General features: G+C 54.7%; 12 protein-coding genes and 1 tRNA gene. 4 read left to right on the forward strand and 9 right to left on the reverse strand.

Annotated features, from left to right (window positions below; translation table 11 throughout):
• Nucleotides 1-79 precede the first annotated feature (79 nt).
• The 5 genes from BUB22_RS00770 to BUB22_RS00790 all read right to left on the reverse strand — a co-directional run bounded on the left by BUB22_RS00770 (nt 80) and on the right by BUB22_RS00790 (nt 3,413).
• Nucleotides 80-727 carry a GNAT family N-acetyltransferase gene (locus BUB22_RS00770; RefSeq protein WP_073113610.1) on the reverse strand — a complete coding sequence of 216 codons (648 nt, stop codon included), beginning with the start codon at nt 725-727 and terminating at the stop codon, nt 80-82.
• A 419-nt stretch (nt 728-1,146) separates the two neighbouring features.
• Nucleotides 1,147-1,230: transfer RNA gene (locus tag BUB22_RS00775), tRNA-Leu, on the reverse strand.
• Nucleotides 1,231-1,301: 71 nt separating this feature from the next.
• Nucleotides 1,302-2,051, reverse strand: coding sequence for an alpha/beta fold hydrolase (locus BUB22_RS00780; RefSeq protein WP_073113503.1), 750 nt, complete (start codon nt 2,049-2,051; stop codon nt 1,302-1,304).
• A 12-nt stretch (nt 2,052-2,063) separates the two neighbouring features.
• Nucleotides 2,064-2,618 carry a hypothetical protein gene (locus tag BUB22_RS00785; RefSeq protein WP_072809128.1) on the reverse strand — a complete coding sequence of 185 codons (555 nt, stop codon included), beginning with the start codon at nt 2,616-2,618 and terminating at the stop codon, nt 2,064-2,066.
• Nucleotides 2,619-2,624: 6 nt separating this feature from the next.
• Nucleotides 2,625-3,413 carry a hypothetical protein gene (locus tag BUB22_RS00790; RefSeq protein ID WP_083535304.1) on the reverse strand — a complete coding sequence of 263 codons (789 nt, stop codon included), beginning with the start codon at nt 3,411-3,413 and terminating at the stop codon, nt 2,625-2,627.
• Nucleotides 3,414-3,447: 34 nt separating this feature from the next.
• On the opposite strand from BUB22_RS00790, the gene BUB22_RS00795 reads away from it, so the two are divergent.
• Nucleotides 3,448-4,884, forward strand: a complete 1,437-nt coding sequence (locus tag BUB22_RS00795) for a toxin-antitoxin system YwqK family antitoxin (protein WP_083535328.1) — start codon at nt 3,448-3,450, stop codon at nt 4,882-4,884.
• Nucleotides 4,885-4,920: 36 nt separating this feature from the next.
• Here the strand turns inward: BUB22_RS00795 and BUB22_RS00800 are convergent, their stop codons facing one another.
• The gene (locus BUB22_RS00800) at nt 4,921-6,864 is read right to left on the reverse strand and encodes a carbohydrate-binding domain-containing protein (protein WP_083535305.1); all 1,944 of its coding nucleotides are present in this window, start codon (nt 6,862-6,864) and stop codon (nt 4,921-4,923) included.
• A gap of 238 nt (nt 6,865-7,102) precedes the next feature.
• Between BUB22_RS00800 and BUB22_RS00805 the strand changes: the two genes are divergently transcribed.
• From BUB22_RS00805 to pheS, 3 genes are read left to right on the forward strand one after another with little or no spacing between them, the layout of a single operon-like run.
• Nucleotides 7,103-7,681 carry a pyridoxamine 5'-phosphate oxidase family protein gene (locus tag BUB22_RS00805; protein WP_073113504.1) on the forward strand — a complete coding sequence of 193 codons (579 nt, stop codon included), beginning with the start codon at nt 7,103-7,105 and terminating at the stop codon, nt 7,679-7,681.
• Between the two features lie 26 nt (nt 7,682-7,707).
• Complete coding sequence (locus tag BUB22_RS00810; RefSeq protein ID WP_073113505.1) at nt 7,708-8,127, forward strand: AgmX/PglI C-terminal domain-containing protein; 420 nt, start codon at nt 7,708-7,710, stop codon at nt 8,125-8,127.
• A 37-nt stretch (nt 8,128-8,164) separates the two neighbouring features.
• Nucleotides 8,165-9,187, forward strand: a complete 1,023-nt coding sequence (pheS, locus tag BUB22_RS00815; RefSeq protein ID WP_072801315.1) for a phenylalanine--tRNA ligase subunit alpha — start codon at nt 8,165-8,167, stop codon at nt 9,185-9,187.
• A gap of 191 nt (nt 9,188-9,378) precedes the next feature.
• On the opposite strand, the gene BUB22_RS00820 is transcribed toward pheS, so the two are convergent.
• From BUB22_RS00820 to BUB22_RS00830, 3 genes are read right to left on the reverse strand one after another with little or no spacing between them, the layout of a single operon-like run.
• Nucleotides 9,379-10,758, reverse strand: a complete 1,380-nt coding sequence (locus BUB22_RS00820; protein ID WP_073113506.1) for a mannose-1-phosphate guanylyltransferase/mannose-6-phosphate isomerase — start codon at nt 10,756-10,758, stop codon at nt 9,379-9,381.
• 5 nt (nt 10,759-10,763) lie between these two features.
• Nucleotides 10,764-11,909: a polysaccharide biosynthesis/export family protein gene (locus BUB22_RS00825; RefSeq protein WP_073113507.1), complete on the reverse strand. Its 1,146-nt coding sequence runs from the start codon at nt 11,907-11,909 to the stop codon at nt 10,764-10,766.
• Entirely contained in the window at nt 11,909-12,352 is a 444-nt protein-coding gene (locus BUB22_RS00830) for a low molecular weight protein-tyrosine-phosphatase (protein ID WP_073113508.1), read from the reverse strand. Before BUB22_RS00830 ends, BUB22_RS00825 begins: the two co-directional genes overlap by 1 nt.
• Nucleotides 12,353-12,387: the final 35 nt, after the last annotated feature.

The following is a 12,387-nucleotide window of genomic DNA, read 5'->3' on the forward strand; positions in this document are numbered from 1 at the left end:
GCGGGTTTCGGGCCGTTTATTGCTGGTTCAAGACCGTTTATTGCGGGTTCAAAACCGTTTATTGCTGGTTTTGGACCGTTTATTGCGGGTCGCGGGCAAGGCGGGAAAAGCGCACGTGGTCTTCGAATTTCCCGTTAATTCGCTCAAATTCGCGGGAAAAGCCCTCTTGCGTATAGCCTGCGCGGGTGGCGACGGTCTGGCTTGCCTTGTTGGTTACAGATGCCGAAATTTCTAGCCGGTTGAGGCCGAGCCTGTTGAACGCAAAATGCGAGAGGATCTTCAGGGCATCGGTCGCAAGCCCCCTGCCGGTAAAGCATTCGCCGAGCCAGTAACTCACGCTCGCGGATAGGTGTGCCGCCTGAATCCAGCCGAGGATGATGACGCCTGCGAGTTGAAGGTCGCTTGCGTGTTGCTGGCTGTTTGCGGGAACTGAACCGTCCGCGGGCCTTAAACTGCCCGCGGATTGCGAACTGCCCGCGTCCTTCGCAAAGATGCCCCAGCAGGCGCCGTTCGCCATCTGGGCCTGGATTTCCCACGATTCGATGCGGGACTCGACATCCTCGACGCAGGTACATTCCGCGGGCCACGGCAAATGGCGGGCAAGAAACTCGCGACTGCCGTCTATGAGGGAAAACAGCGCGGGCGCATCGCCTTCATGCAGCAAGCGGAGCGTAACTCGCTCGCCGCGCAGTTCTTCGTCGGGAATTTCGTCCAGGAAGTTTTCCATGTGGAGCAAAATTAGCAAACGGAATGCAGGCTAGATGCTTGAGCAGACCAAATCACGAAGACGGCGCCGTTTGGTCTGCTGGGAATGCGATTTTTTGATGTAGGACGCCGGCTTTTTGACCAAAGTAGCAGACCAAATCGAAGTAAAACTGTCTTTTAGTCTGCTGACGGCGCATTTTCTGGGCTACAAGAATGGTGTTTTGAGCTGAATCAGCAGACCAAATCGAAGTAAAACGGTCTTTTAGTCTGCTGACAGCGCATTTTCCGGGCTACAAGAATGGCGTTTTGAGCTGAATCAGCAGACCAAATCGAAGTAAAACAGTCTTTTAGTCTGCTGACGGCGCATTTTCCGACCTTCGGCTTCGCAAAGGCAATGCAACAAAAAGAAAAACCCGCCGGACGAATCCGACGGGTTTTCAGTGCGGATGAAAGGACTTGAACCTTCATGCCCTTGCAGGCACTAGAACCTGAATCTAGCGTGTCTACCAGTTCCACCACATCCGCGTGGTGCACCAAATTTTGAAAATTTCGCCCGTTTTGTCAAGGGTTTCTTCATAAAAAAGGGGGCGGCACAATTATTTCCCAGAAGAAATCGACTCGCGAATCCAGTCGAGGTGCTTTTCGCGCCAGTACGACCAGTCATGTTCGCCCGCGGGGTCGAACCGGAGCATGCAGTCCGCCTGAACCGACCTGCAAAATTCCTCTATCCAGGGGGCAGCCTCCCCCGCCGGGAAAAGCCTGTCGTTGCCGCCCTGCAAAAAGCGCCAGCGTCCGTCGCGCATCCTGGGGCTCGCCCCGGCAACCTCGGGGGCGCCCCCCAGCAACTTGCCGAAAGAACTCATCAGCAGGCGGTCCTTCACGCGACGCTTGCCCTGCATGGAGTAGTAGAGCACGCCCAGCGCCCCGTCCGAGACACCCACCAGCGAGACCTCGTCCACAAACCCGCCCCGCCTTTGGGCCACGGAATCGAGAGCGGCATCGACAGCCGCCACCATAGCACCCGTCACCCAGTGGGTTTCCCTGCAGGCAGAAGCGCTCACCACGATTACATCCGGAAAAAGTTTCGCGAAGTCACCACCCGCGACAAGCCCCTTCTCGCAGTTGCCGCTCGTCATTCCTCCATGGAACCACACGACGACACCCGACTTTGCCGCATGACGCGGGAAACTCGCCCTGGAAGATTTCGGCTGCGCGGGCCACCACACGCCCGTTGCGCTATTGAAGAACGTCCTGCTTTCCTGATTGATCGAACGCACGGTCAGTGAATCGGGGTTGCCCGCCCACACAAACGCAACGAACAAAAACAGGAAGGCAACTACGCGCATAGGGCAAACCGCTTATGCGGGATTACCACCCATGTGGCGGACCAGGCGGCGGCGCGGCACCTTCGTCTTGATACCCAGGATTACGAACACGACCATCCCGATAAAGCTGAACAGGACAATGCCAGCAACGACAAGCAGGTTCCCCACCATGTAGTCGGCGAGTTCCTCCCATTCCAGTCCGCCTTCCGATGTCGAGATGGACTGCACCACGAAAAGGTTGTCCTTGACACGCGAAGCCCATATTTCGAGCGGAATGCTCGCCGCATCAACATCGGCAAAGTCATACCATTCCGACAAGATTTCGTTCATTTCGCCCGTAGCGTAAAGCACGAACGTGACATCCTTGTCGCCGTTTATCTGGAAATACGTCTTGTCCAGGAACGGGATATCCGTACCGCCAAAGAGGCTCGGGATAGAGGCGTGGCTCAACGTGCCGTAAAAGAGGTGAGGCTCTTCCCGGAAACTGCGCACCACAAGATGCGTACTCGACACGCACCACACTATCACCAGCAGAAACAGCAGTGCCGCATTAAAGTAGACGTATTTGCGCGTGTGGAAAAATGCCATAACAAACTAGTTTTTTGACCTGAATATAAAAAAGAAAGTCGAGAGCAACAGGATGAGCGTGAGGAAATAGAACACCAGCGGGATCTTCGCCTTCAGGGTTATCTCGTTCATGCTTTCTTGCTGGAAGTACTGTATGAGGTCTTCACCCGCGAGGACGGTCTCGTGATTGTCAAGGCGGTTCCACGCAAGCGCATGTTCCACGTTCTCGTCCAGGAGGGCCTTCACGCGCAGCGCGAGCGAATCGGGAACGTCGAGCCCCTGCGGGAACGTGACCGGGAACCCGAAACGCGCAGAGTCAAGCGTAACGAGCAGCGGGTACGAAACGTTATCCGGCAAGAAAGCCACGTCGGCATACACCTTGTCGTATGTTCCGAACCACGCTTGACGGACAGACAGGTAACGGCGGACGCCGGCCACCTTCGAAAGCACGCGGCGTTCAAACTCGTGAACGGAATAAGGCGGAGGGGCAACGACTCCCCGCGACGAGAATTCGTCCATCTCGCGGGCAAACGAGACTGCCAGTTCACGCAGCGACATGGACTGCGAAAGCACCTTCATGGAATCGCCCGCGTACCCGCAACGGACTGCACTCATGGACCGCATGAGTTCCATGTCCATCAGCTGGTAATCGGAAAGCGACTTGATATAGCGCGAGTAGACGATGACGCCCGGTTTCTGCGAAAAGTAGAACAGCGCGGTAAGCCCGAGCGTTATGAGGATAATCAGCCAAACCCACGGAGTCTTGAGCTTCGCGTTGAAGGTATCGGCAATCGTCCTGTTTTTTGTATCTTCCACACTAAGAAATTACCTTTTTTCTACTTTGGTGGACATGCGCAGGAAGATTTTTTCGACATTTTTGACCTTTTTGCCGCTTTTGGGCGTATGTGGCGTGCTTTATGGTTGCACCATTGAGCATGCCGAAGAGCAAGTCCTCGAAAAGCACGTGAACGGCACGAAGAAAACCTCCGTGTGGGTATACCCCGACGGCGAAATCCTCAAGCGCAACGAGTGGTACGACAACGGCATCAAGGAATTCGAAATCCAGTACAAAAACAACATACCGCACGGGAATATCAAGCGCTGGACCGTACTCGGCGACGTGGCACTCGACGGCGAATACAAGAACGGCAAGCGCGAAGGGACTTGGACAAGCTACTTCGTAGAACGGCTCAACTCCCGCCGCAAGGAAGCCGTGCGACACTACAAGGACGATCATCCCGTAGGCGACTGGGAAGGCTGGCATTTTAACGGGAACAAGGCCTTCGAGGAACACTACGACGAGAACGGCAACGCAACCGGAGTGTGGAAAAAGTGGCACGAGAATGGAAATCCACAACAAGAGGGAACATGTCATGCCAGATGGGAACCCAACCGCGAAATAAAATCCGCTCCCGAAATGAGCAAAAAAAGTTACCTGAAAAGGTATTCCATGAATGGCGCCCTGCTCGAAAAATTCACCTGCCACAAAAACAAACTATATGGCCCCTTTGAACTATACTATGAGAATTTCAGTGAAGATCCTAAAACGGAACGTATCCGCATTAAGGGAACACTAGGATTCCGTTTAGATGAAACAACATTTTATGGGCCAGCATCTGGAGATAGCGCCCTCATCGGCACCACAGAATACTACAGGGCCGACGGAACCCTCCTAAAGCAGGAACATAGGACAGTAACCGGGCAACGCGATTCCATATGGAGCTGGTATGACGAAAACGGGAAACTACTTCGTGAAAGCAAATTCACTATAGAAACATACAAGGGCTTCAGTGAAAATACCGGAATATCTTACGGAACATGCGAAACATCATCGACAATGTTCTGTGCGGAAACCTCTTTTTTTCGTTCTCCAATCCCAAGCGGTCTTCTCAAAACAAGCGGTTTGAGCGACAAAGACGCATATAAACTAAGTATCGGAAAATTTCCAGCAACACTGCGCTATATCAAGGCAGGGCACAACCTGTTACACGAAGAGTTCTGGGGTGCCGGAGAAGATTCTACCCAAATCGAAGAACGAAGTTTCTACCCCGACAGCATGGGCGGTGGAATGGCTAGCCTGGGCTTTTGGGAAAACACCAAACGCCATGGCATCTGGCGCAACTGGTACCCGAACGGGGTACTGAAAGACAGCCTCAACTACGTAAACGGGGAACGCGTCGGCGAGCAGTTCGGTTACGACAGCACCGGCAAGCTCACGATACATAAAACAGAGGCCGGCAAGAACCGGCCCGTGATAATGCATTTACCCGCTAAACAAGGTCCCTGAGCTCGGTTGGTGAGCCTGCCGAACCATGCCGAAGGGCTACTTGTACATGTAGCTCACGGCGTTGGGGAACTTGAGCTCCTGCATTCCAGCCGTATTTACCTGGCTGACAGAATTCACTTCGCCACCGTAGATAATCGCGTTGCCCTGGTAGGTCGGCTTGAATGCAGCGTTGTTTGAGCCGTAGTAACTGCTGTTGTTGTAGGTGACGGTCGCACACTTGGGAAGGTCGGTCGAGTAGTTGCCGAACGCGAGGAGAACGCCGCCGGTAATCTCGAAGCCGGCATCCGTATCGATAAGGCCGCCCGCCATGTTGGAAGAGCATCCGCCGCTACCACCGCCCATGCCGCCACCCATGCCTCCGCCGCCCCAACCTCCAAAGTTGAAGCCGCCTTGGTTCTCGTAGCTCTGGCCAGTGATTTCGAGAATCAGCACGCCACCGGTCATCTTTCCGGAACCGTTCGCATCGAACACGTCGATCATGTCGCCCTTCGCGCTGATGTAGTGGTAGCCGCCGCTAACGACAATATGGCCACCGCTCTCGCTGAACGCAGCGTACTGGCCCACGTTTTCCTTCGGGCCACCGGCGCCGTTCCAGCCGTCGTTTGTAGCAAATGTCGAAGTGATTCCGCCTTCCGCAAAAATCCTGTAGGCTTCCAGGCCTTCGCTAGCGGTAACCACGTTGATTGTAGAGCCCTTCAGGTACAGGGCAGAATCGGCGTGAATGCCGTCATCCTTCGAACTGACCGTCACGTTGCCCGCATTCATGTAGACACGCCATTTTGTATGCATTGCATCGTCATCGGCGGTCACGTTGATATCGCCCCCGTTCACATAGATGAACTTCGTGGCGACCATTCCCTTGCCGGTAGAAGTCACCTTGATGGTGGAGGCTTCGGCAGAATCGTTCACAAGAATGTAGTTTGCCGCCTGGATGCCGTCGTCACCCGCCTTGATGGTGATGTTTCCGCCGGAGATTTCCACGATGCCCTTGCCGGCAACCGTATCCTTGCAGGCGCCACCCGCCTCTTCGCATTCGTCGCTTTCGAGTCCGTCGCCCTTCTTGGCGGTCACGTTCAAGACACCGCCCGAAATCTGGAGACTTCCCTTGCCCTTGATGGCGTTTTCTTCAGCCTCGACAGTGATGTTTCCGTTCTTGATTTTGAGGTCATTGCTGCACTGAATGCCGTTCTTGAACTTGCCCTTGACGGTCAGGGTGCCTGCGCCCTTGATGTTCAAGTCGTCGCGGGAATAGATTGCAGCCTTCGAAGTATCCTGCGCGCCGTTGACCTTCGTGAACAAGTGATTCCCGTTGCCGTCTTCGACCACGTTGGTAGTCCCCTTCACCAGGTGAATCACCGTCTTGTCAGCGTTCTTCACGAGGATGGGGGAATTGGAACTCTTGATGGTCGCGTTATGGAGGTAGATGCCGGTATTGCCCTCGTTCTCGGCGCCCGGAGTATTCACCACCACCTGGAAGTCGGATGATTCGCCCGTCACGTAGTAGGCGCCCGGGCAAGTGATGGACGCGCTCTTGTCCGCCACTTCGACACAGCCGTTGTTGTTTTCGACCGTAGCCGAAGTGCCCGCAAGCTTCAGGAGAATCTGCGAGCCGTCCAACGTCCTTGAATCCTCGTTGTCGTTCTCGTCGTCGCCGCTCTCGTTGCCGGGATTGTTGCCACCGGGAATCACGACGCTCGAGCTAGAGACAACCGGGCCGGGCCATACGAAGCTTGAACTGGAGATGCCAAAGCCGGGGCCGGCAATACTCGAACTGGAAAGTTCAATGCCGGGCACGACAAAGCTGGAACTGGAAAGTTCTACGCCAGGGATGCCAGTTCCCAAGAAATCGCTGCTGGAAGAAAAATCCGACGGGAAAAGCGCCCCGTTGTCCGTATTCGGATTCACGCCGGCATCTTCAGAACAGGCTACAAGACCCAACGAGACTCCAATGGCGGGAAACGCCAAAAGCCCTAATTTCATATCTGACTCCTTTTTTTCTTAATATAGATTGGCCCCTCCAAACACGCCACTGCAGCCTATAACATTCTGTTGAAGTCGAGAACAACAAAACCCGAAAAATCGGGAGTTTAAGTTCCGCGCGTTACGCATTATCCCGAAAAAATTTCCAGGCGGCCGTTTACGTAAAAATCATTTTTCAAGCGGGAGAAGAGTCCAAGAAAAAAATTAGATTTGAAAAAAAGGAAAGGACAAATTAAATATGCGGCGCAAGGATAGAGAAGTTTTAGGCGACGAGAATATCGCAAAGATTATCGAGCAGTGCACGACTTGCCACATTGCGATGGAGGACGATACGGATGCGGGCATGCCCTACGTGATTCCGATGTCGTTCGGGTACAGTTTGAAGGGCGGCGTCCTGGAGCTGTACTTCCATTGTGCGCACGTCGGCAAAAAACTCGACTGCATCCGCAAGAATCCGAATGTGGCGTTCAGCATGTGCGTCGAGAACCGCATCGAAATTCACGAGGACGTTTATTGCAAGAGCGGGCGCTTTTATGCAAGCGTTGTCGGGCAGGGCAAGGCGGAAATCGTCGAGGATAGCACCGAGAAATGCCACGGACTCTCGCTCCTGATGGAACGGCAGGCCGCAGGCGCCGCGCAGCAAATGCACGCCGCAGGCGCCGCGCACGGTTCAAGTTCCGCGCAGTCCGCAAAACCGGCGCAACCTATGCACGCGACCCCGCATAAGTTCGAATTCACGCCCACGCAGGCCGCCGCCGTGACCGTCCTCAAGATAACGAGCATGAATTTCACAGGGAAAGCGAAGGCTGAAAAATAGATTGCCTAAAAAGTATTTGGAGTTTTATGAATAAGTTCTTGATTGCATTATGTATGACGGTGTTCTTTGCGGCGTGTGCGTCAACATCAAATCCAAGTGTATCGAAAGAACCATCTCAGGCTACTGAAGAAAAAACATCTGATAAAAAGTCGGAAAATTTACGTAGCTTAAAGGACCTGAAAGTCATAGTCGCAAAAAATACGCAGGAGCGATTGGTTCCACTTTATAATAACTATCTGCACAAAAAGCCTCATTTTGCAGGTACGATAAAAATAAAGTATACCATACTTGCAAATGGTGAGGTTGAAAAAACGGAAGTTGTGAATGCTACTACGGACTATCCCGAATTTGAAAAAGCAGTGGCGGCAGACCTTTTGCAGTGGAAATATCCCGCTGGGGATTACGAGAAGTGCACGATTACGGTTCCCTTGACATTTTCGGAATAATCTTGATTGACTAAAAATTGCTAAATTTACCCGCACTATGAGTGAAGCTATTAACAATGTGAAGCAGGCGTTTGACGCAGAACTTGCGCAAACCGACCTTACGAACCAAGAAGCCGTCAACAACCTCCGCGTGAAGTACCTGGGCAAGAAGGGTGCCGTCACCGACCTCATGAAGCAGATGGGGAGCTTGAGCGCCGAGGAACGTCCGGCTTACGGCAAGCTCGTGAACGAACTTAAGGTCGCCGTCTCCGAGGCAATCGACAAGGCTATCGAGACCGCGAACCAGGCTGCCCTCCAGAAGAAGCTGGAAAGCGGCTTTGTAGATACCACGCTCCCGGGTGCAGGCATCCCGGCGGGCTCTACGCATCCGCTCTACGACGTGCGCGAAGAGATTATCGACTTCTTTAGCCAGATGGGTTTCGAAGTGGACTTCGGTCGCGACATCGAGACGGACTGGTACAACTTCGAAGCCTTGAATACGCCGCCCGACCACCCGAGCCGCGACATGCAGGACACGTTCTACGTGGACGACAAGGTGATGCTGCGTACGCACACCTCCGGCACGCAGATCCACTACATGGAAACGCACAAGCCGCCGTTCCGCATGATTGCTCCGGGCCACGTGTTCCGTGTGGATAACGATGCGACCCACGCCCCGATGTTCCAGCAGTGCGAAGGCCTCGTGGTCGACGAGAACATCAGCTTTGCAGACCTCAAGGGTGTCTTGCAGGTGTTCATGAACAAGCTGTTCGGCGAAGGCGTCAAGACCCGTTTCCGCCCGAGCTTCTTCCCGTTCACGGAGCCCAGTGCCGAAATGGACGTGAGCTGCGTGTTCTGCGGTGGCAAGGGCTGCCGTCGCTGCAAGGGAACCGGCTGGATGGAAATCGGCGGTTGCGGTTCCGTGGACCCGAACGTGTTCAAGAACTGCGGCATCGATTCCGAGAAGTACACAGGCTTTGCATTCGGCTTCGGTCTCGACCGTATCGCGATGCTCCGCCACGCGATTCCGGAAATCGGCCTCCTGACCAGCAACGACCAGAGATTCCTGAGCCAGTTCTAGGTTAGACGAAAGACCGCTGCGCTGGTAGACGAAGGAAACGAAAAAGCGGACCGCAAGGCCCGCTTTTCTTGTATAAAAAAGAGATCCCCGCCTTCGCGGGGATGACAATATGAAAGAAGCGGACCGAAAGGCCCGCTTTTCTTTTTATGGACCCTATCGCACCTGCGGTGCTCCAGGGTGACAGAAGGTTGTTATTTGCAGCGGTGGAAGTCGTCTTCCACGCGGATGATGTCGTCTTCGCCGGTGTACTCGCCCACCTGGACTTCCACGATCACGAGCGGGAGGCGGCCTTCGTTCTGGAGGCGGTGCACCTCGCCCATCGGGATGTAGGTCGACTCGTTCGGACGCACGTAGAACACCTTGTCGCCGACAGTCACGGTAGCAGTACCGCTCACCACGACCCAGTGTTCGGAACGGTGCAGGTGCTTCTGCAGGCTAAGGCGCTTGCCCGGCTTCACCACGATGCGCTTCATCTTGTAGCGTTCGGTGGATTCGAGCACGGAGTAAGTACCCCACGGGCGGCTCACCGTCTGCGGCACGTTGATGAGGTCGGAACCGCGCTGCTTGAGCTCTTCCACCACCTTCTTCACCTTCTGGCTGCTGCTAAGCGGGGCGACCAACAATGCGTCCGGGGTGTCGACGATGAGCATCTTGTCGAGGTCGATCGTCGCGATAGCGCGCTGAGTGCCCATCACGAGGGAGTTCTTCGAGCCCACCGCGATGTGGCGCGGGTTCACGTTGTTGCCGTTATCGTCGTGCGGGTATTCCCCATACAAACTATCAAAGCTTCCGAGGTCGCTCCAGCCGATGTCGCTCGGCACGACCTTCACCTTCTTGGACTTCTCCATCACGGCGTAGTCGATGGAGTTGCTCGGAATGGCAAGCATGTCGTCGCGGTTGATGCGGATGGGTTCACCGTCCTCGATGGTCGCGTTGGTAAGCGCCTTCTGTGCGGCGGCGAGCATCTCCGGAGAATACTTGCCGAGTTCCGCGAGGAAGGTCTTCGCCTTGAAGCAGAAGATGCCGCTGTTCCAGTAGAAGTTGCCCGCGAGCAGGTACTTCTCGGCGGTCGCCAAGTCGGGCTTTTCCACAAAGCGCTTCACATTCTCGCCGTCAGCCTCGATGTAGCCGTAGCCCGTCTCGGGGCTCGTGGGCGTGATGCCGAACGTCACGAGGTTACCCGCCTCGGCGAGTTCCTGCGCGCGGAGAAGCACCTTCTTGTACTCTTCCTTCTTGCGGATCACGTGGTCCGACGGGGACACGAGCACGATGGTTTCCGGGTTCATGGTAAGGCATGCGAGCGCGATCGCGGGTGCGGTGTTGCGGCCCACGGGTTCCAGCAGGAACTTGCTGCCGGTCATGCCTTCGACTTCGAGCTGGTCCTTCGCGAGGAAGAACTGGTCGGCGTTAGAGACGATGAACTGCGACTCGCAGAGAGCGGAGTTCGTGACAACCGTCTTGCGGAACAGGGACTGCCCGTCAAAGAGCGGGGCAAACTGCTTGGGCATCAGGGAACGGCTCACGGGCCAAAGGCGCGTGCCCGAACCGCCACAAAGGATAAGGTTAATCATATCTATTACCACCCATCTCTAGAAATCAGCTCAATGTTACGAGTCGTGCTAGCCCCGTAGTTTATGATCGATGCCGTAGGCAAGATCAAATTCACGAGACGGTTCCACGTTCCAAGATCGGAAGCATCGACATAGACAACGTCACGCGAATTCAGGTTGAAGCGTTCGGCCATCGCGAGCGCCATCGCGTTCTTCGCATTCAGGTGGTACACGTCAATCTGCTTTTCCGAAGTGTTACGGATAACATAAATAGACTTAGAAGACGCATATGTCGTCTGCAGGCCACCAGCCGCAGCCAATGCCTCGACGAGCGAGAGCTTGCCCTGGTTCACGTTCACGGCGCCAGTCCTCGCAACTTCGCCCATCACGAACACGCGGTTCTCCTTCTGGGTCTCGCTGAGGGCCGGAATAAAAATCTGGTCATCGGGCTTGAGGAGAATCTTGTCGAGCGGGAGGTTCGCCTTGAATGCATCAAGGTAGTTGATGCTATAGACCTTGTCTCCACGGCGCAGTTGCATTCCGGAGGGGTCTGCCTCATCGGCAAATCCACCCACGCTCGCAATCGCAGCGGGGATAGTCATCGGCAGTTCGTTAAAGGAAACGTAGCCCGGTTTGTTCACGGCTCCGGAGATAAACGCCTTGAGGCTGTTGTAGCCCGTCACGCGTACATCAACCTGCGGATCGTTCAAAATCTTGTCGGAAAGGCGCTTCGTGATTTCGGCACGAAGTTCCTGCGCCGTAAGACCCGCGGCCTTAATCTCGCCAGCATAGGGGTAGAATAGCGTGCCATCGGTCGTCACGCGCTGGCCGGCAGGCTGGTACTGGCCCATCGGGGACGTGAGTTCCGGGTGTTCCCAAACGACCACCTGGACCATGTCCAGAGGACCGATGCGGTATTCAAGACTCGGCAGGGAATCCACAATCAGTTCTGCAAGCTCGCCGAAATCCGACTTTGCAGAATCACCGGCAGCAGCCGTGCCCGTGCCAAAATCACCGTTTTCGATAGAGTGGACAACCACCTTGATGCCGTTGTATTCGGCGGATCCTTCCGCATCACCTTCCGGCACCGACATTCGCATGTGGGGGCCCAGCGAGCAGCCGCCCATGACGAGGGCAACACCGGCAGCAAGCAAAAGATTCAATTTTTTCATTATTGAGCCTCGCTCTGTTTAATCTTCTCGACCCAATAAGGGGTCAGTTTAGAAATAAAGTTCCAAGCCAACACAAAAGCACTTTCGGGCCTACGGTAGGGGTCGGGGACATCGACCTGCTGAGCCTCGCCATAGCGATGGACCTTGTCGCCAAGGGCCGGATAGCGGCGCAAAAGTTCCGCCTTGTGCCCATTTTCCATAACCAGGACAAGATCCGCCCACTTGAGGATATCCAGGTTTATTTGGCGAGCACGGTGCGCGCTCATATCAATACCATGTTCAAGAGCGATCTTCTGGCTGATTTCGTGCGCAGGATGATCCACCAAGGCGCCAAGCCCGGCGCTCATGACTTCAAAACCCTCACCGAGTTCCTTTTTCAAAAGGTATTCTCCCGTGGGGCTACGGCAAATATTTCCCGTACAGACAACTAAAATATGCTTCATTGCTCTTAAATTAGAAAATTATATCATAAGAGATG

Origin of the sequence: Fibrobacter sp. UWCM, assembly GCF_900129735.1 — a bacterium.
Classification (GTDB): Bacteria; Fibrobacterota; Fibrobacteria; order Fibrobacterales; family Fibrobacteraceae; genus Fibrobacter.

What these genes read in the sequence shown, in the direction of transcription:
- BUB22_RS00795 (WP_083535328.1), top strand. Translation starts at nt 3,448, where the DNA reads ATGCGCAGGAAGATTTTTTCGACATTTTTGACCTTTTTGCCGCTTTTG.
- BUB22_RS00825 (WP_073113507.1), bottom strand. Translation starts at nt 11,909, where the DNA reads ATGAAAAAATTGAATCTTTTGCTTGCTGCCGGTGTTGCCCTCGTCATG.
- BUB22_RS00810 (WP_073113505.1), top strand. Translation starts at nt 7,708, where the DNA reads ATGAATAAGTTCTTGATTGCATTATGTATGACGGTGTTCTTTGCGGCG.
- BUB22_RS00800 (WP_083535305.1), bottom strand. Translation starts at nt 6,864, where the DNA reads ATGAAATTAGGGCTTTTGGCGTTTCCCGCCATTGGAGTCTCGTTGGGT.
- pheS (WP_072801315.1), top strand. Translation starts at nt 8,165, where the DNA reads ATGAGTGAAGCTATTAACAATGTGAAGCAGGCGTTTGACGCAGAACTT.
- BUB22_RS00785 (WP_072809128.1), bottom strand. Translation starts at nt 2,618, where the DNA reads ATGGCATTTTTCCACACGCGCAAATACGTCTACTTTAATGCGGCACTG.
- BUB22_RS00770 (WP_073113610.1), bottom strand. Translation starts at nt 727, where the DNA reads ATGGAAAACTTCCTGGACGAAATTCCCGACGAAGAACTGCGCGGCGAG.
- BUB22_RS00820 (WP_073113506.1), bottom strand. Translation starts at nt 10,758, where the DNA reads ATGATTAACCTTATCCTTTGTGGCGGTTCGGGCACGCGCCTTTGGCCC.
- BUB22_RS00780 (WP_073113503.1), bottom strand. Translation starts at nt 2,051, where the DNA reads ATGCGCGTAGTTGCCTTCCTGTTTTTGTTCGTTGCGTTTGTGTGGGCG.
- BUB22_RS00805 (WP_073113504.1), top strand. Translation starts at nt 7,103, where the DNA reads ATGCGGCGCAAGGATAGAGAAGTTTTAGGCGACGAGAATATCGCAAAG.
- BUB22_RS00830 (WP_073113508.1), bottom strand. Translation starts at nt 12,352, where the DNA reads ATGAAGCATATTTTAGTTGTCTGTACGGGAAATATTTGCCGTAGCCCC.